The sequence below is a fragment of the Microcoleus sp. N3A4 genome (genome assembly GCF_036701805.1).
In the GTDB taxonomy this organism is placed as follows: Bacteria; Cyanobacteriota; Cyanobacteriia; order Cyanobacteriales; family Microcoleaceae; genus Microcoleus.
Genome location: NZ_JAUBRJ010000100.1, coordinates 1 through 21,701, shown reverse-complemented (window position 1 = coordinate 21,701; position 21,701 = coordinate 1). Strand labels below are relative to the sequence as shown.

Below are 21,701 nucleotides of genomic sequence, written 5' to 3'. Positions count from 1 at the left end.
AATTAATTATGAAATGGAACCGAAAGATCAAAAACAAAGGTAACTTAATTAATGCAGTTTAGATGTCGAACAGCTTATCAATTTAATCTCCTTGCCATAACGTCTACCTCCATCGCTCAGCGCTGACATCCTTGATGTTTTCTCTGATGCTGGCGGTGGGTTTGACTCCCCAACTGCTCTCTCTGCGTGCGATCGTCGCCTTAACCTGGCTCGTTGTGCCCAGATAATGGCGAAAAAGCGGGCGATCGTGAAGCGCTTACCCGCGATCGAAAGCTTTGGCAGTATGAATGTGTTTTGTACTGATAAAAACGGGTACGCTGACGGAAACAGAGGTGAAAATTCACTCTGCGCTTGATGTGGAGGCGAAAGAAAGCGATCGCGTTGTACTTTACGCTTATTTGAATGCCCCATCTGAGTCATTCGATTTTAGATTTTAGATTTTAGATTTTCGATTGACCCCACGGATCGAGCACGTGGCGGGTACCATCAAGAAATTCTTGGTCAGGTTATGTCAATCCGATCGATCGATTCCGAACACAAAAAATTCGACATTTTTAGCTATCAAAAGCTAGATGAAGTGTCCTATGACTTTAACCGCAAACGTCTCAGCATCCTGTTCAAAAAAGATAGCACACACCTGATTGTCACTAAAGGTGCACTGAACAATATTCTGGATGTTTGCTCAACTGTTGAAACTGCTGAGGGGAAAACGAGCGACATTACAGACAAGCGACAAAAACTGGCTCTTCCTGATTGAGCTGAGTTAAGAGCAAGCGAACTTTATCGCAATTTCCCTAGGGGGAATATTTGTAAAGCTTAAACATGAGTCTTGAGGAGATTTTACGGTCTTAAATTATATCATAAATTAGATAATTTAAGCACGATGAGTTAACATTTGTTTGCTAAAATTATTTTGGCGATCGGTGTCGATCGCCAAAACCAGCAACTTCTGCCAGCGTATAAAGCGGTCTGCCCTTCACCTCCTCGTAAATCCGCCCCACATACTGGCCCAAAATCCCAATACTCACCAACTGCACCGCACCCAAAAAGAAAACCGCCATAATCACAATTGTCAAACCAGTTAATGCCGAACCGGGAGAGAAAAGACGCCAATACAAAACCAAAAAAGCCATCAAAACAGACACGAAAGCCGAAAATAAACCCAAATAAATCGACAGTTGCAGAGGAACTTTTGAAAAAGATACTAAACCGTTCATCGCCAAAGCAAAAGATTTGCTGAATGTATACTTAACATCGCCAGCAAAACGCGGATCTCGTTCAAACTTAACTGCCGTTTGTTTAAAACCAATCCAAGCGCGCAGTCCCCGAATGTAGCGGTTGCGTTCAGGCATGGCATTGAGTACATCGACCACGCAGCGATCCATCAAACAAAAATCTCCCGTATCTATGGGAATATCAACATCAGCAAGATTCCGCAAAATGCGATAATACATATAAGCTGGCAACCGCTTAAACCAATCTTCTTGACGGCGTTGAGTGCGTTGAGCGTAAACAACTTGATAGCCCTGCCGCCACTGTTCCACCATATCTATAATTAGCTCGGGCGGGTCTTGCAAATCGCCGTCCATGATGACTACAACTTGACCGCGAGAAAAGTTTAAACCAGCAGTTACAGCTATTTGGTGCCCGAAATTGCGGGCAAAACTGAGGTAACAAATTCGCGAGTCTTGTTCGTGCAATTCTCGCAAAAGTTCGAGAGAGCGATCGCGGCTGCCGTCGTTGATTAAAATTAATTCTACTGGGCCGTCCATTCGCTCCATCACGGCACTAATTCGCCGATACAATTCACCGAGATTTTCTTCTTCATTATAGATGGGAATTACCAAGGAATACTTAGGTCTAGCGTTCATCGCATTTTATGTTGAAAAATCAGGTTTTCAAATGTTAAATTAAATAAGTCCAAAATTTATTTCCCTCAAAACACGCTGGCGGCTTCTAGGGAGAGCTTTGGTACGGAATTTTGCTCCTTAAGCCAGACACCAGCCGCCGACAAAATAGCAGCGTACCAACAATTATCTATTTTTTTAAATACGAAAAACAAAAGCCACCATAAGACTGATGCAAGCCAAGCGAAAATATGTGTTATCATAGATATTGAGTTGGACTCTAAAAATTACAATCATCACCCATCAGTTCAAAATTGCATGACAACCTCCAACGATCTTTGGCAAGCAAATCAAGACATCAGCGAAGCTTGTCTGCAACATCTTTTTGTCCGAGGCATTGCTGACGGCAGCCTCCCCCAAAATAGTTTTGCATATTACGTTGCACAAGACGCATTTTTTCTGAGAGCATTCGCTCGGGCTTACAGTATCGCTGCGGCCAAAGCACCCGACTGGGAGGGGTTTGAAATCTTCCACAATCTCGGCAGCGGTGTTTTAGAAGAACTTCGGTTGCATCAAGGATATGCAGCCAAATGGGGTGTAAACTTGCAAGAGGCTAAACCGGGAATAGCTACCCGCCGCTACACGGATTTTTTATTAGCGACAGCCTGGGGAAGCGGTGTAGGTTTGACAGCCGCCGCGATGACTCCTTGCTTGCGATTGTATGCTTTTTTGGGACAGCAGCTAGCTAAACCTCAAATACCGGAACACGCATTTAGCGACTGGATTTCCACCTATAGTAGCTCTGAGTTTGAAATATTACCAAAACTGCTGGAAAGTTTGGTCGATCGCTACGCAGAAGCTACGCCCGAAGTAGAAGCAACCTATCGCTACGCTATGCTGTGCGAAAGAGACTTTTTTGAGGCAGCTTGGGAAATAAAGTAAATTAAGTTTATGCAAAAGATATTGAGAACTATTTTCAACTACCTGTGCCCGCGCAGCAAATTTAACAGCCAGGTACAGCAGGAATATACGTTGAAATCGCGATCGTATTTTTTCCCTTCAATTGCAGCTTGCAAGCTTTGAAAGTTTGACAGCACTCCTCGTATTCCACCGTTATCAATGTAGCGCTGCAACTGACCACCGATCGTCCAGCTTCGCTCAAAATCATCCAGCCAAACCGATCGTCCCCATCGTCGCAGCGATTGTAACAAATTCATATCGTTTTACGGAACGGGGTACAGCCATTTACGGAATAATTGCGTTAAGCGCGGCATGATCGCGTAAGTGAGTAGGGCAACACCCAGTCCTGTGCTAATCAGTTGAGCGAGCAATACAGGCAACCCAGACAACAGCGGTGCCAGCAAACGATTGAGCATAGGGAGAGTTAAAAACACTCCTAGCCACGTCACTAACATCATTTTGTAGCGAGGTGGTGGAGACTTCATCGGCTTGCCTGTGAGAGTAAACCAGGTTTCCAATCCGGTCAGGGTTTGAATGGCTTCAGGCTTTTCAATCAGCGGCTGCAATCGCTCAATCCATTCCTGCCGAGTATCTGATTCCAGCCACGTTTTGAGGTTGTTGTAACGATCGAATTTGAGAATTGCAACATATTCAGGGTGAGCGCGATCGCAGGGTCTAATCACACTGACCCCTAAATGTCCTTGAAATTTGTGGGCAGCCGTAGTAATACCGTGTAACCACTCTTCATAACCCCCATCGCGCCCCGGTCGGACTGTATGAGAAATGATGGCAGTTACCAGGTGGCTTTCTTCGTCCATACCAATTGCAAGCGGTTCTATAGAATCCGACATTTCGTGATTTTGTTGCATGGGAAATACGGGTATTGTAAAACTTTATTAATAATTTATCAAGTCAATCTTGGTAGTAATTTGTCTTTCGCAAATTGCTCAAATGTTGTTGGAGTGATGCTCTCACGAGTTCGTGCTGTGGCATAAATTCCATTAGGGTTGCCAAGGGCACACAATAGTTCTCCTAACTCTCGTTGTACGTTCGGTGTCACTCCCGCCAGTGCGAGTTGGTGCTGTATCGATTCGATCGTTACCTGGACATAGGAATGAGAATTAAATAACTTACACTCTTGAAAGTGGGGAGTAGGGGTTGGGCTCTTATAGCCCGCCCTTTTTTGGACGGGCTATAAGAGCCCATCCCACCATAACAATTAAAATTGTAAGTTATTTAATTCGCGATCCATAGTTGATTGGGTAATCGAGCATTTGTGAAAGAAGAGCCGTTATTTCTATAGGCGTTAAATTTTGAGTTCCCATGAGATTACGAGTCCATTGACCTGCCCGCGTCTCATCAAGTAGAAACTTTGCAGCTTCATCGCCGATATCATCTGTGCTAATCCAGGGCAGATCGCGGTCACTAGCAAAGGGAAAAGAGACGATGCGATCGCGTGCCGAATGAATTCAATTCGATCCTGCAAAAAATTCTCCATGAAATAGCCAGGACGCAGATGCAGTAATTTAGCGGCAGTCTGATTAAAAATCGATTCCACAGTTCCACTAAATGAGACGGTACCCAGGTTTGGTTCTGCCCCTGCACCAAACCTGGAAATGTTGACAACCCGTTGGATGCTGTTTTCACGCACAGCGTTTCCGCCAGCCATTGCTGTCTTTAAGTACCAGTTTTGTAAGCTGGGTACATTCAGATTTGGTGGTGTCAGCCAAAACAGTGCATCTACATTGTACCTCTGCAAAGAGAACATTCGGATTAGATGTTGGATATTTGCGAACCTTCGTAAATATCAAATTTTGCATTTGGGCTGGCACATCTTTGATGTAGTTGTAGATGGCAGCTTTGCCTTCCCATCCTTCAGGTGAACCGAGGGCAGACGCATCAGGAAATTCAACGATCGCATCTTCGACAAACAGGTCTACCCAGGCTGGGATATCCTTTCCGATCCGTGCGAGACGATCGGCAAAAACCCGAGCAATTGCTTTCTGTTGCAGTTGTTCCATGCCTTTTTCCTCGAAGACTGAGAATAGGGTGTTAGATATTGCTGCCAAATGAAATATTGTTACCAATGCGCGATCGCGTCTTGAATAGCTTCCCTGGCGCTAGCTAGTCCCACTTCGCGGGCTTCAGAATTCTTTTGCAAACTACGAGCATAAATAAAGCTCACGTTGGTAATTCCCATAAAGCCAAAAACAGTCCGCAAAAAGGGTTCAAGATGGTTGTAAGCGGCATCGGTCGTCCCGGCTTGGTAAGTAGTAGGACACAATTAATTACACAAAACTATGGGCTACAAGCCTTGTCTAGCAAAGAATCAGTGTGTAATTAATTCTGTCCATTTACTTAATTACCTCATCGAGCAGCAATCACCAAGGCTTTCTTGTTTTGTAAGAGTCCCTCAGATTGTGACGACATAGTTCGGCCCAGACAAAGACTTGCCATCATTTACGAAAGAGCTATTGAAAAGCCCTCTACACGATCTACAACGAAGTATAGCAATCCTCGCATCAGTCGCCTCTCTCGAGCGAGACCAGAATCCTTGCAGTGCGAGCCAGAAAGCTCGCGTATAATGCAAGCAAATCATTTAGGATTGCTATACACGATCTACAACAAAGTAGTTGAGTTGTCGCCGCTAAGTTTCAAGTAAAGTCGATCGCTAGGCGATCGACTTTACCAACTCCGTTAAACACGATCTAAATTAGGTAGGTGCTTTCTCGCTACTGGGAGATCAAGAATTTGCCTTTGCTGCATAGCTGGTCATCAGGTTTTTGTAGTCAGGAATAAACCCTGCTAAGAGACTGCCCAGTCCTTCAATATCGTTGCGCCAGTCACGGTGCAATTCGCACACAACGCTAAACCAATTGACCAATTGAACTCCTGCACGAGACATTCGATCCCAAGCTGCATAGCGACAGGCTTCATCAAAGGTTCCAGAGGCATCAGTAACAACAAAAACCTCATAACCTGCCTCCAATGCCGAAAGTGCACAAAAAGTAACACATACATCGGTGACAATTCCGGCAATAATCAATTGCTTCTTGCCTGTTGCTTCTACCGCTTTAACAAAGTCTTCGTTGTCCCAAGCGTTGATCTGTCCTGGGCGCGGAATAAAGGGAGCATCTGGAAACTTCTCCTTCAGTTCAGGCAGGATGACTCCATTAGGGCCCTGCTCAAAGCTGGTTGTCAAAATTGTAGGCAGGTTGAAAAACTTGGCTGCACTTGCCAGTGCCAGCACATTATTTTTGAAGTCAGCGGCACCAATATCACGCACAAGCGAGCACAGTCCGGTTTGGTGATCGACCAGCAGAACCGCAGCATTATTCTTGTCTAGACGGTTGTACTTGAATGCAGACATGAGGTATTTTTCCTATTTTGGTGGTGAATGAGGAATTGCAGAATGGAGTCAAGAATCAAAAAGCAAGGTCATTTGCGGCGATCGTCGATCGAGATGACAGTGGAGTTTTCGGGAGTCAACAAGCTACGAACAGTCATAAAAATAATCCTCTAAATGATTGATGAATTGCGTCGCTGTCGCAGCTTGAATCCACTAAATGGCTTATGGCGTAAGCTGTTGCGATATGAACTCTGTTTGCAAGACTACTCCAAATTTTACCACTCAATATCCGCTAGTTAAGCGCTGAGTTAAGGCGATCGCGGTTCGCGATTACACTGAACTTCGCTCCGTAGGGGAAGTTAAAAAGTCTGAAACATGAGTGCAGCCCACAAAGGTCAGCTTTTTGGCTTTGTCGATCGTACCCATGTAATTTAAGATTTTCTTCAGATTTTTTTGATTGATAACATGACAGGCTCTTCCGGCAACTTGGGGTATAATGTAGCGATAACTACATTGTACGCTCTGACTAGATATGAATTTTAATCTAGATAATTTATTGAATTTGCCGAATGTCACTGTTTTTAGTTATTCAATAAAATTATAATTTATTATTTTAAATTGACACTTAATTAATGAATGTATTACCTGCCATCCGACAGTAACAACTATAAAGATATAGTTCATCATACTCGCCCAAGTTTAGTAAAAAAAATATCGATTTTTGGCCGATTAGTTTATTTAAAAGTACCTCGCACTCAGTTCTATTGTTGTGAATGTAAAAACTCACCAACAGAATCATTGGCTTGGCTAAATAATCACCAGAGACAACAAATAGATATCAAGAATACATCTATGAAAGAGCCAAATAATTGATCGTCGAATAAGTTAGAAAAAATGAAAGTATAGGTAGAGATGCGGTTCAAAGCATCGTAAGGATTCAGGTCTAAGACTGGGGAATCAGAGCAGGCATCAAAAAGTTACAAGAATGGGCAGATAGAGCATCACGAAAAAAAGCCATTGCACTTTTACCTTGAAACCGACAAGTCTGAATCACTGATAACAAATCAGCAGTTTGTTCAAACCGAGACATCGCTCGGGAACCACCAGATACCTTACGTTTAGTCACGGCTAATCGTAGAGAACGTTCCGCTAAATTATTGTCAGGAGGGATGGATGGGTGGTCTAAAAAATACCACCATTGGTGCGCTTTCTCACGTAACGAGCGCAGTAAAAGTCCCGCAGCATGACCAACATGACCTTGCCAAGTATTTAACAATGCTGCCAGTCTGGTCTTAAAGTCCCTCGCCCAAGCATAATAATCGATTTCTTCGGGGTGAGAGCGCCATTTTCGATGTTGTCGAAATGCCTCATCAATTAAATCCAAGAACGCAGACGCAACTACTGTGTTGTTACCGTGGCCCAGAAGCAGAACTTTCTTAAAATGTCGTCGTAGATGGGCTAAACATTTCTGCTGCGCTCCCACCTCAACACCGTTATATACGCTAAAATCATCAGAACTCAACACTCCAGCAAATTCATGCCCCAGCATGGTTTCTAATTCTGAGCGACTGCGAGTGTCGGCAGCATGAAACAGGCAAAAATTTTGACCAGTGGCTGTCCATAACCATTCTTTGACTCCCTTGACACACCACGGGGTTTCATCGACATGGACGTTAGCTTGTAAAGGTGCCCATTTCCATAAGTCTTCAACGGCAGACTTTACAACATCGGCTACCCGCGCATTTGTAGCTTGTAATGTGCCTATCCCAATTTCAATTCCACCTAATTCTCGCAGAAATTCTTGTTGCTTTTCATCGGACATATGTCCATAATTACCTAGCCATACCAATAATGCTTGTAGGTTGATGCTTAAGTCTTGTCCTGGCACGATGCCGTCTGTGTGTGCTGCGAGCGTTATTGCTCCACATTCGAGGCATTGACATTTGACTCGTTGATATTCCACCACTTCAATTGGTTTGGCTGCTAAACACGCTACTTGCTGCGAGCTATAGCCAATAGCGTCACTTAATTCTCTGCTACCACAATGCGAGCATGAGTCAGGAGTGCTGATTTGATACCTATCTACTCGCCCAAATCCTTTTCGGGTTTTACCCAGATGTCCCGGCTGTCCTCCTGGTTTACGCTTGGGTTCTGTTTCTGATGCTTTTGAGCTTTCGACAGGGGCTGTCTCTGATTTCTGTATCAGATCGCTCGATGGGGGTTTCGATGATGTTTTGCTATTGGTGGGCTGTCTGTCTTTGAGCTTTTCGAGTTCTGCTTGTAGTTTGTCAATCAGCTTCTGTTGAGTCAGCACAATTAGGACTAGTTCCTCGCGGCTCAACTGCTCCACTTTTCCTAATTTTAGTGCTGCTGATAACTCTGGTTGTTCGCTCATCTGACTACATTACCATATTTTTCGGCGAGCGAGCGACTATTTTTCACCTGAATCCTTACAAAGCATCTTTCACAAAGTCGCTCAATAAAAAAAAAGACTGGGGAATGCCTAAACGCTTAAGCCTCGATGAATTTAGCAGAAGAAAGCGACAAGGAAATTTGGCAACTATTGTAACTGATTTAGATAAAAGCTCTTTATTGTCAGTAAGAGATTCTCATAAAAGCGACGATACAGCATATTCCAGGTTGATGAAGTACAGTAGTCGCTATATTTATATTGTGTGATGTTAATATGTAGGGTGCGGATCTGCCGCAGGTTCAATGGAACTTGCAGATTGACTCTGAAAGCGACGCACCTTACTTACTACAAGATTGTGTGTACCACATATTACATGGAATATGCTGTATTATTACGGCGATCGAGCAACAACCTCAAAGCATGAGAGAGCAAGTTGAGGAAGTTTCTGTTGATATGTGGGGAGGTTTTCCCAAAGTAATTAAAGAGGTTTTTCCTAATGCTAAAGTTGTGATAAGCTGTCGCGCATTTAAATTGCACATACTCGGCGGGCGGGACACCCACCCCACAACAGTTTGATTGTTTTTTGACATACAATTTAAATGCCGCAACAGCTTAGAGCGGTTTCGCGTTCAAAAGCTAGTCAATAAAGCTTTGAACAAAATTCGCCTCAAAATCGAGTTAAAAGGGTTAAAAAATCGCTGCTTATTGATGAGCAACTATCGGGATTTGAACGCTCTAGGAGCAACGAGAATTAGCAGGGTTACTTCACTTGTCACCTAGCTTGGCGATTGCTCATGAATTGAAAGAGGAATTAATTAGTATTTACGAAAGCAACATCACCGCATTAGGTGGCATCAGACAAATTTAAAAATGCTTGATAAGCTGAGGCGCATCTAAATTTGACAATCAAATTCGAGCAAATTCTTGTGGGGAGTAGGGGTTGAGCGTCCCGCCCGCCCAAAAATACAACGCAAGATGCGTAGCAGCTTACTAAAAAACAGGAAGCCCGTGACGAGATTTGAACTCGTGACTTCCTCCTTACCAAGGAGGTACTCTACCACTGAGTTACACGGGCATAAAAAATTAAGAACCTCCAATTAAAAAATTAATTTTTAATTCTTAAATTTTAACTTTTTATTAAATTGAGGTGGGCCGAGCTAGATTTGAACTAGCGTAGGCGTAGCCAGCGGATTTACAGTCCGCCCCCATTAACCGCTCGGGCATCGACCCATTTCCATCACAGTTATAAATCCTAGCACCAGAATCTTTATTTGAAACATCATATTTAAAACTCTAATCATTAAGTTGAAAAATCATAAGTCAGTTAGCGGCCGACCGGAAAATTGAATACTGTTTAAGGTGCACATTGCTAAGTCTAGGCTTGGTGCCCGCCCGGAGCACCCGAAGTCTAGACTTAGCGTAAAATCCCTACTTCACTAATTCGCCGGTTTCTTGCAGGGAGTGCAGGCGACGGTAAATGCCTTGTTGACTCAAGAGTTCGTCGTGACTGCCCACTTCGACGATTCTACCGCCGTCGAGCACGACGATCGCATCGGCTTCGCGAATTGTACTCAGTCTGTGGGCAATAATTATGGTGGTGCGCGTACCGAGGATATTCCGCATGGCTAGCTGGATCGATCGCTCGCTTTCATAATCCAAACTAGAAGTAGCCTCATCAAAAATTAACACATCCGGCTCCACCAACAGCGCCCTGGCAATCCCCAACCGCTGCCGCTGACCGCCGGACAAGCGCATTCCTCGCTCCCCGACTACGGTATAGTAACCTTTGGGCAACAGCCGCACAAAATCGTCTACTTTGGCAATGCGACAAGCATCCTCAACTTGCTCGAAAGTTGCGTTTCTGTTTCCGTAAGTCAAATTTTCCAGCAAAGTACCGTTAAAAACGTCTACTTCTTGGTGGACAATCGCTAAACGCTGCCGGTAGCGAGTCACGTCTAAGCTGCGAATGTCTTCCCCGTCAATCAGAATGCGGCCGGAGTTGGGTTCAAAATAGCGAAACAGGAGTTTCACTAAAGTCGATTTCCCGGAACCCGATCGCCCGACTAATGCTATGGTTTGACGGGGATGAATCAATAAATTCACATCCTGCAAAACGGGTTTTTGACTGTCGTACCCGAATGTCAGCCCGCTGAGCTCAACTTTGCCGGTAAATTTATAAGGTGGCTGTGCCGATCGAGCATTTTCTGCTAAATTAACCGCATCAACACCGTCTGGCGTTTGCATAAACTCGTGGAACCGGATCATTGAAGAATAACGGCGCGCCAATAATTCGGCGATAATACTAATCGGACGCAGTTGGGAATATGCCATGCTTGCCAACGTGTAGACGGTAACAAAATATCCGAGGGAAATTTTGCCTCCTACCGTGGCTGCTAGGCTAAAACCGAGAACTGAAAACAAACACAACTGGACGATCGTCTGCTGGTATGTCCCCATAGTGACGTATCCTTTGTGAATGCGCTGGATCACGACTTTTAATTCGCGATCGAGTCTGGTGGTTTGCCTTTTGAGTTCATCGGTTTCTGTCGCAAAAGCTTTGACTGTTTTGATGTTGGTGATAATTTCCGAGTTGCGGCTTTCGGTATCTTCGATGTATTCATCCAGAATTTCTTCCCGCGCAGTCAACCGTTGCAGACTTTTAAGGGTGAAACTGAGGATAAATAGGAATGAAACCAAAATTAATAAGCCAATCCGCCACTCAATTAAGCAGATAACGGCAAAAATGCCGATTAAGCGGACGACTTCGGGGATGAATTCGCCGGCAATTTCTGGGTAAGTCCAAGTATGGTTGGCGATGCCTTTGGCGATGCGGCTGGCAATCCGTCCGGCGTTGTTTTCTTCGTAAAATTCTAGGGGTAAGGTGAGGATTTTGCCGATCGCGCCTCTCATTCGATCGCGCCTCGCCCTCAACGGTATCGCCCAGTGGAACCAATTTGTCACCCAAGGCTGTACCGGTGCTTTGGCGACTGTTACCAGAAAAATCAAGCCCAGCAAGACGGATAGCGATAATATTTTGTTGGGTGACTGCTGGGTAACAGAGGCGATCGCTGTTATGAGTTTTTGGGTTACTGTATCTGTAGGTTGACCCGACAATACGTTTAATATTTGACCGATCGCGTAGGGAACAAGCAAATCGGCTAGTGCCAAAATGCTGGATGCGCCTATGCTGTAAACTGATATTTTCCAGTAGCGGCTGTAGTATTTGAAGATGTCCTGAAAGCTTGCCATAAATTTGTGTTGAGATACAACCCTTGGAAACACTTGGATCTAAAACTGCGATCTCGGCGCGCCTTGTTTACAAGTGTACTACAAACGTAGTCTATCGGGGAGTCATCTTGGGTCATGCTAGCGACTCGCCCGATCGGGTGATTTATGGCAATAGTTCGACCGTCAGCCATCGATCGGCATTCCTTGGCAATAAACTCAAGACTGAGGGCAAAAAAATGCAAAAGACAGAATTTTTCTTAAATTCTGCCTTCTGAGCAATGCCTTATAAGTTTTACGTTTGAGTAGTCTGTTAGCTGAAAGTGTAGGCTGATTGGAGCGCCCACCAGATCAAGAAGCCGATTCCGCCCGTAATGACGATCGCCGAAATGGCGATCGCTATAGGGCTGTCAGCTCCCTTGAACTTCATGATTCCGCGATTTAAATCTGACATGACAGTGTTCTCCCACAATTCCAGCTTGATTGTAACTTTGCAGTTGGCCGATGGCAGTCAAAACCACGGCAATTACTGATTTGGTTAACAATCTGGCTGCTGCAATTTCAGGTGGAGAGCGGCCTTGGGGCCCTGTGTGAAAAAAAACTTAGTAAAAACACTTGACAAATTCTCGGAATTAAGACAGTATTATTAATACCGCAGCAAATGCGGGTGTAGCTCAGTGGTAGAGCGTCACCTTGCCAAGGTGAATGTCGCGCGTTCGAATCGCGTCACCCGCTTTAGAAGATAAACAAAAAGCTCGAGAAAATTGGAAAGTATAGCAAGAAAGTCTTAAATATACTCCTAATGAGGGTTGAAAATACCTAAGTTAGTGGTAAAGTTGAGTAGAGAACTTGTAAGTCAAGATTGCCGCTCGGGCGATCGCTCGGAACAGGGAGTAGAAAGCCTCGATCAGGCAGAATTGACAAGTTTGATTAAATTGATATGTTAACGATTTTTTTTGCAAAAACGCTTTTTTTATCCGATCGCTCGTGCCATCTCAAAAAGCTCCAAAGATTGACTTAAACGATGAGTACCCTTGTCCTTGCCGGCGCCGGGGTCGTCTCGTACCCATAACGCTGACAGAAGCCTTTGGCTGCAACCGCTGTCAGCAAATATTTGTATTGGACGAAAGCGGACACGTCATTGAGCAACTATCAACAAACTATCCTTACAAGCAGGCTTGGCGGTGGACGGGCAACCAGTGGAACCGAGCGCATCCGGGTTTGAAGGCGCACTACTTGCCGCTGGCCCTGGGGATGATTTTGGTGCCGCTAGTGATTTGGTTGCCCCTGGCGCTGTACTCGCAGAACCCGAATATTATTCTGTGGGCAATGGTCGCGGTGCTGCTAGCAATGCTGCCGGCGCTGATGGTATGGCTGGCTTACAGGCGTTAGCTAGATGATAATAGAGGATTTTAGCCATTCATCAGATGCGGCAAATGTCGCCCGCCGGGCTTATCAAGCTTCTTTGGAGTTGGCCGCGGCAAAAAGTACGGATCGCGCTGCTGGTTTGCAGGCGATGGCTAGCGCGCTCAAACTCCGGCAAAATGACATTTTAGAAGCAAATACTCTAGATTTAGAAGCGAGTCGGGACATGGCGATTCCCGAATTGATTGTCGATTGGCTGAAGCTGACGCCAGAAAGGATCAAGACAACTGTGCAAATTCTTCAGCGATTGGGAGAAATGCCAGATCCGATCGGCAGGGTGATCAATGCTTCTTATCAGGTCGATCGCTGTCAAGTATACTGTCAGTCGCTGCCGCTGGGGGCGATCGCTCTAATTTACGAGGCGTTTCCCGAGTTGGGGGCGATCGCAGCCGGTTTGTCTCTCAAAAGCGCTAACAGTTTGATTCTCAAAGGCGGTAGCGAAAGCTGGCAAACTAATGCTGTAATTGGAGAAGCTTTGATGTCGGCGCTAGATGAGGTCGGTTTGCCGTCAGGATGTTTGCAGGTACTGCCGCCCGATCGGGGGGCTTCGATCCGAGAATTGGTCACTCAAGACCAATATCTCAATTTAATTATTCCCTACGGCAGGCCGAGTTTGGTGCAGCAGGTGGTAAGGTTGTGCACGGCACCCGTTTTGAGGTCGGCAATGGGCAATTGTTACCTTTATTGGTCGCCGACTGGCAGTTTGGAGATGGCGAGGTGGATGATTTTGGACAGCCATCAAAGCGTGCCCGATCCTGTTAACGCGATCGAGAAAGTGCTCATCGATCGCAACCAAAAGCCTTCTTCCTTAGTCAGGCTGTGGAACACTTTAAAAGAAAAAGGCTTTCAAATTAGCGCAGATGCGGATCTTGTCGCAGATTTCCCAGACTTGAAGCTGGCGGAACCATACGAGTGGACTCAACCGTATTTAAACAAAACCATAGCGTTTAAAGTTGTCGATAGTTTAGAAATTGCGATCGGCTGGATCAACCGCTACAGCAGCGGTCACGCTGACTGCATCGCCACTGAATCTTACTTAGAAAGTCGCCAATTTGCTCTGGATGTTAACAGCGCCTCAACTTTTATTAATGCCTCGCCTCGGTTTTGGCGTTATCAAAATCGGGGAGATGCGATATTTTTGGGAATGTCGAACCAAAAAGGTTATCGTCGGGGATTAATTGGTCTAGATACGCTGACGACAATTAAAGAAATAGTTCAGGGGAACGGGCTTTTTTAATGTTATTTGTTATTGGGATTAGACTCAAATTAAAAGTGCGATCGTATTATCGATCCGTCAGCCTTTAATAGTTATTTGTAAAACTCTGTTTGAGCAATTTTTGGCGTTGCTGATTTACGGTATGCAAGGCAAAATATGCAAGTCATAGAAACCATTTTCGACACAGTTTCTGGATTTTAAACTTATTTTTTGATACCCTGATTAAGCAACGCCGATTTTTCCTAATACTAATTCTTAAAACTCATGCAACAGTATCTGTAGGGTGCGTCGCCACCCTTAAATCTTAAATAATATCCACAATCTTTGAGCGACGCACCTTACGCAATATTTCAGCAAACAAACCCACACTCATCATTGTTGCTTTCTGGAGGCGAGAATTGGTATAAATATTAAACTCGTTCAAAACCGGATATAATTAACTGTAGAAAGTTATTCAGTGACATCAAAATACTCTTAGTGGCAATATGAAATCCGAAAAAACACTCAATACTCTAAACAAGACTGTAACACCGAATTTAGGCGAACAAACGCTAATTCACCACTCGGTATATGTTAAGAAATTGCGTCCGCTTCTGCCGTCAGATGCCTTTGAACCAGATCCTAACAAGTTAGCAATACTATTCATCAACGCTGCTATTTTATTGCTGGGATGGGGAATTGCGGCTAATCTCGATCGCTGGCCTGTCTATCTTTTATGGCTTTACTTACCTCTAGCCGTCATCATGGGCAATAGTATCATAGTTTTGCTATTTAGCTCCCACGATTTGATGCACGGTAGCGTTCAGAAAAAGTCGCGCCTCACTTATCCGATCGCCTTTTTGGGACTAAGTATGCTGTTCATGCCGCCTACTCAGTGGAAAAATCTGCACAACCTCGTACACCACAATAACACGAATTCTTTGGCAGACCCCGATCGCAATTACCTGTACCAGCAGCCGGATACTTGGGGAAAATGGATTCAAAATCTATTTGTACCGTCGGTAGAAGTCAATCCGCTGTGGTTAATGGTAGGGATGGCCGGTTCGTGGTTAGTGCATAATTTCCGCAACCTCACCTCGGTACTGTTATTTAATGATAAATCTGTTGATTACGTGCCGGCTGCTTTTACAGTTAGTCCTAAAGATAGATTGACGATCGCCTTTGAATGTGTGGGAATTTTAGGAATTCATCTCAGCGTCTTATTCTACCTAGAATTTAACCCGATTAAAGTTGCTCTTGCCTACATTTTGCCGATCGCAATTGGTCATGCAGGCGCAATGTTTTACATCTATACCAACCACATGGGTTGCCGGATGACCGACATTAATGACCCGCTGATTAACAGTATGTCAGTGCGGGTTCCTAAAATATTTGACTTGCTGCACTTAAATTTTTCTTACCACACAGAGCATCATATTTTCCCCAGCATCAACTCAGATTATTATCCGATGGTGCAAGAGTTGTTGAAAATTCACTATCCCGGACGCCTGAATTTAATCGATGCCGGTCAAGCTTGGCGGTTGCTGATGTCAACACCCCGGCATTATCAAGATGAAGTCACCTTCACGGATTCCTCTGGAACAATGTCTGTAAATAGCTCGATTGTTGAAGAATACAAAAGCTGAGAATGTGCATTGGACTCATATCAAATCCGGTAGCATCGGAATTAATATTAACCACAGTTAGGACACGGCAGTGCCGTGTCCCTACCCGGATTAATTGTAGGGACACGGCACTGCCGTGTCCTCGCTTATCATTCCGATGCTACCGGAAACGATATCACATCTTGCACCATGCACAAGAACAGGCTTTTCGGCCTGTTCCAAAAAGAATGAATTTTATTGTGGGGTGGGCGTCTCGCCCGCCCCAAAAATACACTCCTACATACTGATGCTATTGAGCACCAACGAAGGTTTGAGAGAAAAGTAAGGGATTACTCGTTTTTGATTGTTGGCATCGATCTTCTGTTCAGCCATATTCAAATTTTGTTGGAACTGGCAGGCTAAAAATTCGATCGGCGTTCCTGCAAAAACTTCATCAAAGCTCATCCGGTAGAGTTCTCGGAAAGACTTATCGTAATAACCCAAACGGTCATATCGATAAGCTGACAAAATAAACTGAATTTGCAGTTGGTCAGCCGCTCGTTTGTACGGAGGAAGCAACCGTAAAATGTCCTTTTCCGTAATCACTTCTAGATTACCCGAAGCAGTAATTTTAGGAATGTCCCGGTAGGCTGCCAAGGGCATATTGGCAGCAAAACTCATGTATTCATACTGGGGAAAATTGACTGCTGAATGCTGCGGGCCGCAGGTAAAAATTATAGTTGTGACAATTTCAATTAATTGGTCAACTGTGTTGATGTGGCCTGGCATTCCTTTGACTTTACCGCCACTATTTGAGGCTAATTCTTGGGCCCAGGTTTGCAGTTCCACATCTTGTGCGATCGCCCCCGGAGTCGGGTAAAAGAAGTTGAGATAGCCAGATACAAAGGTTTCGATCGCATTCCACAGCAGCAATCCATCATCTCGGTAAGGATAGTGAGGCAGTTGATCGGGGTCATCCATTCCCCGATTTTTCAGTTCTGCGGGTAAGGCAAATTCATCAAGACTCCACGTACTGCACGCCTCTCTACTTATTTCTATTGTCTCTGCCAAGGTGCCGCCTAGCAATTCATCGACGGGCCCGCCGGGAGCGATCAAATAAGAACGCGCCAGCTCGTTGTTGGTCAACATAAAGCGAAAGTGCGGTTTCAGCAACAGGCTCAGCGGGTGATTTTGGGCTAACTGTCGCGCGGTGACGATCGCGATTGGTTCCATCACTAGATGAGTTCGACCTAAATGCGAGCTCATTTCGTGGTGATTGGCATCTGCTACTTGCACGCAGAGTTTCGCAAACAGCCAATCGACAGGAGGATCTAATGGGGTGTAGACATGGCTATCTGGGTTGGGATCTAGTTGAATGGCAATAGGTGTCATTTCACCGCGATCGCGAATTCCCGTCCACCGCCAAGCGAAAAAAGCCCGCGGTTTCGGCAAGTATTTTCTGCCTTTTTCATAGGTTCCGCCTCCTATTTTCGCAGGCGCGCGATAGTGTTGGTCAGTACCCGTGTAATCGGCAATGTAAATGTTTTTTTGCTGCAACTCTTGGCCCAGATCGAATAATGGGTGCAAACTGGAAAGACCCGCCAGTGATTGTGCGCGAGGATCGCTCGCATCTAAGAGGCGAAGCACCATCGGATTTGCTCCAGACAGGCGCTGTTCTGCAAAAGAGCGATCGGTTTGGTATATCTTTGCAACTTGAGGTAGCGGCAGCAGAGTAAAGAAATCTTCATAGTCTTGGAGCTCGTCGAGAGGATCGAGAAAAGTTCTCGCATCGGCTGCTAGCATATTTGCTGGAAGTTCCGATGTTGCTAATATCCGTTCTGCAATATACTTGCTCGAAAAATTCTCGACTGGTGGCACATCTTTCAATAATGCCAAAGGTGATAAACTGTCAAAGTCAAACTGATAAGCTTTTTGCTGGCGATTTAAGGAATCGCGGCGCTGTTCTTGGTTCGGGTCGTCTTGAGGAAGAGAAGGTTGCATATTCTGTACCATTGTATAAATCAACTCTTTTTTTGTAGTAAAATATCGGATATCATCACTACCGATCGGGGATGGAATTTAAAAAGTATTGTGCAGGCTAGCGCTTGATATAGGTCTTATTCACCGATCGATAATCTGATTCCGGACTTTTTTAAACTCAGACAAATTTCTCAAAAGAAGGCAACACTTCTCGATCGCCCTAAATCGACATAGAACGGTTTCATTCTCCCGATAAGTAGCTCGCACTTGAGAACCCCGACTTCTCAAAGAATTCGGGGTTAGGGGTGTTAAGTTGTTTGATCTTGGTCTACTGATTAGCGGTTAGGCACGAACCATTAAATATTGGCCGTTGCCGTTGTATTCGCCGTCGCAACTCGCGAAATTAGACACAAACCAAATCAAGTAAAACCGCCAGATGCGACGAAATTTGGCATAGTCGATGCCGTAATCTAAATCTTTGACTATTGCCTGAGAATCGTCAAAGTTTTTCAGCCAGTTAGCAAAGGTTGTGGAGTAATTGTATCCGTTGAGATACCATCTTTGAATGGTCTTGAGGTCTTTGTTGTGGCTGGGAACGGCATCGTATTTCCAGTAACGGCCGTGGGGGAAAATGTATTTGTGGGTGAAAACGCTGGATATATTGTTCGGAGTGCGAACTGTGATGATGTGAATGAAAACTTTGCCGTTATCCTTCAGGAAAGAGGCGAGCTTTTGGAAAGCTTGCGTTAAATTGCCTACATGACAAAAAACGCCTATCGAGAGAATTTTGTCGAATTTGGTCTCGAAGTTGGCGTCGTTCAAATCGCCTTCATATAGGGTAAATCGACCGGAACTCAGGTAGCTTTCGGGGTCTTGCATCTTCTGACGCATATACTCGCATTGGTGGTGGCTCAAGTTAATCCCGGTAAAGGTGACATTGGGGAATTTGGCAAGAATGTAATTGGGAACGCAACCCCAACCGCAGCCAAAGTCTAAAATATTGTCGCCATCTTGAATCTCTAGCTTTTCAATCACATCATCAATCATCTGGATTTGCGATTGTTCAAGGTTGGCGGCTCCTTTTTCCCACAATCCCATGCTGTATTTAGGATAAATGAGTTTGCTGTCGCCTAACATGGGATTCAGCATGGCTTGAGGCAAGTCGTACTGAATTTTCATTAAATCCCGCGGCCCTTCGGCGGTGCGGTCTGTTTCTGTTAGTACCCATTCGTAGGGTGCGAGGAGGGAGGGAAAATACCGAAAAAAGACGGGCATACAGGTATCAAAAAGCGATCGCAAAACGGAATCCGGCACTTCCAATCCGTTGATATAAGACTCTGCTACTGCCATTTGCACCGCGTTTACTGTACTGACTGCGAGGCGGGTTGCTCGGTAGGCGATCGGACTTTTGGTATGGATATTTCCCACGATGGGAATGTGGTTTTCGATGTTTTGTAGGGCTGTTGATGAACTCATGGTTATACTGGTTTTAAAGATGCTGCTATTCTATCTCACGAAAATTGGGTGGTTGTTAGAGAACGAAAAAGCTGAAACTATTGCCAAGTAAGGTTTGGATAGCAAAATTCCGAAAAATCCTCAAAATATATGGCCGTTGAAGGGGATTTGATAACGAATTTATCGGGCTTTGGGCGAGCTTAATTTTATTAAGAATTATGTCAGTCCATTTGAGATTTGAGATTTGAGATTTGAGATTAACTCCACAGCTTAAAATGGGGTATTTTCACGGTGCAATGGCGATTTTAGTGCTCATTTATACCATTAGAGATTTGAGAATTGGCAATGACTGATGAGCTAAGAGTTGGACTATTGCCTAGAGTTGCCTTCTTTTTTTAAACTGGTGTCAGTTGGGCGGTTGAGCTGACGAAACGAGAAGCAAATGCCGATCGCGACTTATAGTTAATAAATCGGGGGATGCAGAAAAAATGCCGAGAAACCGGGTTTGCATATAGGTTCGCTGCAATAACAGATGTCCGCGACATTCCTCCCTAATTTAAGCTAGAGACGCCATATATGCCACAGATTCACTATCTGCCGGACGATCGCACGATCGAGATAGACGACAACGATATAATTCTCGAAGCTTCGCTGCGTGCCGGCATTCCGCACACCCACATCTGCGGCGGTAGCGCCCGGTGTTCGACTTGCCGCGTATTGATTGTCGAAGGTTTAGAGTTTTGCTCTTCCCGCACTTGGCCTGAAGAGGAGTTCGCCAAAAAATTGCGCCTAGAGCCGGAAATTAGGCTAGCGTGTCAGACGCAGGTTGCGGGCGGCAAGGTGATTTTGCGCCGGCTGGCGATCGATTCTGAAGACTTGGAATCATTTAACGACGAAATGGCGGGAAAGTCAATTTCTGCTCCTGTGGGTCAAGAGAAGAAAATTGCAATTTTGTTTGCCGATATTCGAGGGTTTACGGCGTTTGCAGAATCGCTGTTGCCCTACGATGTAATTTATATTTTAAATCGATATTTCCAAAAAATGGGTTATGTTATCAACCGCAACGGCGGGATGATTAATAATTATATGGGAGATGGTTTTATGGCGCTGTTTGGGTTGGAAAATCCCGACAATGCGGCGGAACAAGCAGTGAGGGCTGGGGTGGAGATGCTGGAGGAACTAGAGAAACTCAATCCCTATTTTGAGACTTTATACCGTCACCGATTGCGGATTGGGATTGGGATTCACTGCGGCTGGGTGGTGGTGGGGAATTTGGGCGCGTCGAATAGCCAGACAGTGACGGCGATCGGAGATGCGGTGAATTTGGCCAGCCGGATCGAGGCTGCTAACAAGCAAGTGGGAACGAGTTTACTGATTTCCGAGGAGACTTATCAGGAAGTAAAGGAATTGGCGATCGTCGATCGGCGCGTATTAGTTGAAATTCCGGGAAAAAGCGGCGAATACCCGCTGTATGAAGTAGTTGGAATGCCACCGCTGCCCGTGCAAATAGAAGAGATTTCTGAGGTAAGAGAAAGTTCTATTTGGCAAATTTTTGTAAATAAGTTACGGGCTTTGTCTGCTGCGGCGTACAATTGGATTAAGAAAATTTGGATTCAAATTATAAAACTATAGAGCAACTTTTTTGAGTTTTGTTATTTCCTCGATAAGATGAATATTCCTCAGTCAATAGTTCGCATTTTTCTCATGCTCCCCAACGGTCAGATTGGGGCACAACTGCGAGATAATATTCCAGGTATTGCCAGCCAAGGAATGCTTTCTACTTTTGGTGGTGGCGTGGACATTGGAGAAAGTCCACAGCAAGCAGCAGTGCGAGAATTGGAGGAAGAAACTTGCCTCGCGATCGATGATTGCACAATGGAATCGATCGCAACTTTTACTCACCAAAAGACCCAAAACGATATAAAAATTTTACAAAACAACCATCTTTTTTTGGCGATAGTTAGCGATTGTGATAAAATAGAAATAAAAGAAGGTGTCGGTTTGGTAGTTTTGAGAAAAGATGTAGACTTTGAAAAAGTCAACGCAGGTGAGGGTACTCAAATGGCTTGGAATTTGTTGCAGGAATATTTAAAATCACAAACCACACACGACCTTTTCGCCACCAGGGGACTGAAACTTTAATAGAGAACTTCTGTACTATAGCAATCCTAAATAGACCTCTCCAAGAATTGCGAAATCTTTTGTCAGAGCGGATGAGAGCAGTTTTTCATTACTTTTTAATGGCCAG

21 protein-coding genes, 3 tRNA genes and 1 pseudogene are annotated in these 21,701 nt (G+C 44.8%); 11 read left to right on the top strand and 14 right to left on the bottom strand.

The features are described 5' to 3' along the window. Positions 1-287: 287 nt before the first annotated feature. Positions 288-437, top strand: coding sequence for a hypothetical protein (locus QUA56_RS33595; protein ID WP_333367432.1), 150 nt, complete (start codon positions 288-290; stop codon positions 435-437). Between the two features lie 71 nt (positions 438-508). Further along, complete coding sequence (locus QUA56_RS33590) at positions 509-757, top strand: hypothetical protein (RefSeq protein WP_333367429.1); 249 nt, start codon at positions 509-511, stop codon at positions 755-757. Between the two features lie 151 nt (positions 758-908). On the opposite strand, the gene QUA56_RS33585 is transcribed toward QUA56_RS33590, so the two are convergent. Then, positions 909-1,871: a glycosyltransferase family 2 protein gene (locus tag QUA56_RS33585; RefSeq protein ID WP_333367426.1), complete on the bottom strand. Its 963-nt coding sequence runs from the start codon at positions 1,869-1,871 to the stop codon at positions 909-911. Between the two features lie 294 nt (positions 1,872-2,165). On the opposite strand from QUA56_RS33585, the gene QUA56_RS33580 reads away from it, so the two are divergent. Beyond that, a complete protein-coding gene (locus tag QUA56_RS33580; protein WP_333367423.1) occupies positions 2,166-2,789 on the top strand; it encodes a TenA family protein in 624 nt (207 codons plus the stop codon). Positions 2,790-2,827: 38 nt separating this feature from the next. Here the strand turns inward: QUA56_RS33580 and QUA56_RS33575 are convergent, their stop codons facing one another. The 7 genes from QUA56_RS33575 to tnpC all read right to left on the bottom strand — a co-directional run bounded on the left by QUA56_RS33575 (position 2,828) and on the right by tnpC (position 8,551). Continuing rightward, the gene (locus tag QUA56_RS33575) at positions 2,828-3,064 is read right to left on the bottom strand and encodes a hypothetical protein (protein WP_333367420.1); all 237 of its coding nucleotides are present in this window, start codon (positions 3,062-3,064) and stop codon (positions 2,828-2,830) included. Positions 3,065-3,070: 6 nt separating this feature from the next. Beyond that, positions 3,071-3,676, bottom strand: coding sequence for an antibiotic biosynthesis monooxygenase (locus tag QUA56_RS33570; RefSeq protein ID WP_333367417.1), 606 nt, complete (start codon positions 3,674-3,676; stop codon positions 3,071-3,073). A gap of 437 nt (positions 3,677-4,113) precedes the next feature. Next, positions 4,114-4,476, bottom strand: a complete 363-nt coding sequence (locus QUA56_RS33565) for a hypothetical protein (protein WP_333367415.1) — start codon at positions 4,474-4,476, stop codon at positions 4,114-4,116. After that, positions 4,451-4,876 carry a hypothetical protein gene (locus tag QUA56_RS33560; protein ID WP_333367413.1) on the bottom strand — a complete coding sequence of 142 codons (426 nt, stop codon included), beginning with the start codon at positions 4,874-4,876 and terminating at the stop codon, positions 4,451-4,453. Before QUA56_RS33560 ends, QUA56_RS33565 begins: the two co-directional genes overlap by 26 nt. A gap of 11 nt (positions 4,877-4,887) precedes the next feature. Beyond that, positions 4,888-5,091 carry an NAD(P)H-dependent oxidoreductase gene (locus QUA56_RS33555; RefSeq protein ID WP_333367411.1) on the bottom strand — a complete coding sequence of 68 codons (204 nt, stop codon included), beginning with the start codon at positions 5,089-5,091 and terminating at the stop codon, positions 4,888-4,890. A 459-nt stretch (positions 5,092-5,550) separates the two neighbouring features. Further along, on the bottom strand, positions 5,551-6,177 hold the full coding sequence (ycaC, locus tag QUA56_RS33550; protein WP_333367408.1) for an isochorismate family cysteine hydrolase YcaC: 627 nt from the start codon (positions 6,175-6,177) through the stop codon (positions 5,551-5,553). A gap of 922 nt (positions 6,178-7,099) precedes the next feature. Continuing rightward, on the bottom strand, positions 7,100-8,551 hold the full coding sequence (gene tnpC / locus QUA56_RS33545; RefSeq protein WP_333367405.1) for an IS66 family transposase: 1,452 nt from the start codon (positions 8,549-8,551) through the stop codon (positions 7,100-7,102). A gap of 423 nt (positions 8,552-8,974) precedes the next feature. Between tnpC and QUA56_RS37010 the strand changes: the two are divergent. After that, positions 8,975-9,079: pseudogene (locus QUA56_RS37010) on the top strand (transposase); the annotation flags it as partial. 493 nt (positions 9,080-9,572) lie between these two features. Here the strand turns inward: QUA56_RS37010 and QUA56_RS33535 are convergent. The 3 genes from QUA56_RS33535 to QUA56_RS33525 form a co-directional block, all read right to left on the bottom strand. Beyond that, positions 9,573-9,644 (bottom strand) — tRNA-Thr (locus tag QUA56_RS33535). 73 nt (positions 9,645-9,717) lie between these two features. Next, a tRNA-Tyr gene (locus QUA56_RS33530) sits at positions 9,718-9,799 on the bottom strand. A gap of 198 nt (positions 9,800-9,997) precedes the next feature. After that, positions 9,998-11,818 carry an ABC transporter ATP-binding protein gene (locus QUA56_RS33525; RefSeq protein WP_333367400.1) on the bottom strand — a complete coding sequence of 607 codons (1,821 nt, stop codon included), beginning with the start codon at positions 11,816-11,818 and terminating at the stop codon, positions 9,998-10,000. Positions 11,819-11,841: 23 nt separating this feature from the next. Between QUA56_RS33525 and QUA56_RS33520 the strand changes: the two genes are divergently transcribed. Further along, positions 11,842-12,072, top strand: a complete 231-nt coding sequence (locus tag QUA56_RS33520; protein WP_333367396.1) for a hypothetical protein — start codon at positions 11,842-11,844, stop codon at positions 12,070-12,072. Between the two features lie 35 nt (positions 12,073-12,107). On the opposite strand, the gene QUA56_RS33515 is transcribed toward QUA56_RS33520, so the two are convergent. Further along, positions 12,108-12,248, bottom strand: coding sequence for a hypothetical protein (locus QUA56_RS33515; RefSeq protein ID WP_333241062.1), 141 nt, complete (start codon positions 12,246-12,248; stop codon positions 12,108-12,110). Between the two features lie 209 nt (positions 12,249-12,457). On the opposite strand from QUA56_RS33515, the gene QUA56_RS33510 reads away from it, so the two are divergent. The 4 genes from QUA56_RS33510 to QUA56_RS33495 all read left to right on the top strand — a co-directional run bounded on the left by QUA56_RS33510 (position 12,458) and on the right by QUA56_RS33495 (position 16,060). Further along, a tRNA-Gly gene (locus QUA56_RS33510) sits at positions 12,458-12,529 on the top strand. Between the two features lie 252 nt (positions 12,530-12,781). Further along, positions 12,782-13,186 (top strand): hypothetical protein, encoded by a 405-nt coding sequence (locus QUA56_RS33505; RefSeq protein ID WP_333367393.1) that lies wholly within the window; start codon positions 12,782-12,784, stop codon positions 13,184-13,186. Between the two features lie 4 nt (positions 13,187-13,190). Beyond that, a complete protein-coding gene (locus tag QUA56_RS33500; RefSeq protein WP_333367390.1) occupies positions 13,191-14,456 on the top strand; it encodes a glutamate-5-semialdehyde dehydrogenase in 1,266 nt (421 codons plus the stop codon). Between the two features lie 464 nt (positions 14,457-14,920). Beyond that, complete coding sequence (locus QUA56_RS33495) at positions 14,921-16,060, top strand: fatty acid desaturase (protein WP_333367387.1); 1,140 nt, start codon at positions 14,921-14,923, stop codon at positions 16,058-16,060. A 255-nt stretch (positions 16,061-16,315) separates the two neighbouring features. Here QUA56_RS33495 and QUA56_RS33490 read toward each other — a convergent pair whose 3' ends face one another. Beyond that, positions 16,316-18,019 carry a lipoxygenase family protein gene (locus QUA56_RS33490; RefSeq protein WP_333367384.1) on the bottom strand — a complete coding sequence of 568 codons (1,704 nt, stop codon included), beginning with the start codon at positions 18,017-18,019 and terminating at the stop codon, positions 16,316-16,318. A gap of 321 nt (positions 18,020-18,340) precedes the next feature. Next, complete coding sequence (locus QUA56_RS33485; protein WP_333367381.1) at positions 18,341-19,474, bottom strand: class I SAM-dependent methyltransferase; 1,134 nt, start codon at positions 19,472-19,474, stop codon at positions 18,341-18,343. 555 nt (positions 19,475-20,029) lie between these two features. Between QUA56_RS33485 and QUA56_RS33480 the strand changes: the two genes are divergently transcribed. Then, a complete protein-coding gene (locus tag QUA56_RS33480; RefSeq protein WP_333367378.1) occupies positions 20,030-21,085 on the top strand; it encodes an adenylate/guanylate cyclase domain-containing protein in 1,056 nt (351 codons plus the stop codon). Positions 21,086-21,121: 36 nt separating this feature from the next. Beyond that, on the top strand, positions 21,122-21,595 hold the full coding sequence (locus QUA56_RS33475; RefSeq protein WP_333367376.1) for an NUDIX domain-containing protein: 474 nt from the start codon (positions 21,122-21,124) through the stop codon (positions 21,593-21,595). Positions 21,596-21,701 lie beyond the last annotated feature (106 nt).

Bases quoted from the DNA above. Each gene is read 5' to 3' on its own strand.
- QUA56_RS33595 (WP_333367432.1), top strand. From the start codon at position 288: ATGTGTTTTGTACTGATAAAAACGGGTACGCTGACGGAAACAGAGGTG.
- QUA56_RS33590 (WP_333367429.1), top strand. From the start codon at position 509: ATGTCAATCCGATCGATCGATTCCGAACACAAAAAATTCGACATTTTT.
- QUA56_RS33585 (WP_333367426.1), bottom strand. From the start codon at position 1,871: ATGAACGCTAGACCTAAGTATTCCTTGGTAATTCCCATCTATAATGAA.
- QUA56_RS33580 (WP_333367423.1), top strand. From the start codon at position 2,166: ATGACAACCTCCAACGATCTTTGGCAAGCAAATCAAGACATCAGCGAA.
- QUA56_RS33575 (WP_333367420.1), bottom strand. From the start codon at position 3,064: ATGAATTTGTTACAATCGCTGCGACGATGGGGACGATCGGTTTGGCTG.
- QUA56_RS33570 (WP_333367417.1), bottom strand. From the start codon at position 3,676: ATGCAACAAAATCACGAAATGTCGGATTCTATAGAACCGCTTGCAATT.
- QUA56_RS33565 (WP_333367415.1), bottom strand. From the start codon at position 4,476: ATGGCTGGCGGAAACGCTGTGCGTGAAAACAGCATCCAACGGGTTGTC.
- ycaC (WP_333367408.1), bottom strand. From the start codon at position 6,177: ATGTCTGCATTCAAGTACAACCGTCTAGACAAGAATAATGCTGCGGTT.
- tnpC (WP_333367405.1), bottom strand. From the start codon at position 8,551: ATGAGCGAACAACCAGAGTTATCAGCAGCACTAAAATTAGGAAAAGTG.
- QUA56_RS33525 (WP_333367400.1), bottom strand. From the start codon at position 11,818: ATGGCAAGCTTTCAGGACATCTTCAAATACTACAGCCGCTACTGGAAA.
- QUA56_RS33515 (WP_333241062.1), bottom strand. From the start codon at position 12,248: ATGTCAGATTTAAATCGCGGAATCATGAAGTTCAAGGGAGCTGACAGC.
- QUA56_RS33500 (WP_333367390.1), top strand. From the start codon at position 13,191: ATGATAATAGAGGATTTTAGCCATTCATCAGATGCGGCAAATGTCGCC.
- QUA56_RS33495 (WP_333367387.1), top strand. From the start codon at position 14,921: ATGAAATCCGAAAAAACACTCAATACTCTAAACAAGACTGTAACACCG.
- QUA56_RS33490 (WP_333367384.1), bottom strand. From the start codon at position 18,019: ATGCAACCTTCTCTTCCTCAAGACGACCCGAACCAAGAACAGCGCCGC.
- QUA56_RS33485 (WP_333367381.1), bottom strand. From the start codon at position 19,474: ATGAGTTCATCAACAGCCCTACAAAACATCGAAAACCACATTCCCATC.
- QUA56_RS33480 (WP_333367378.1), top strand. From the start codon at position 20,030: ATGCCACAGATTCACTATCTGCCGGACGATCGCACGATCGAGATAGAC.
- QUA56_RS33475 (WP_333367376.1), top strand. From the start codon at position 21,122: ATGAATATTCCTCAGTCAATAGTTCGCATTTTTCTCATGCTCCCCAAC.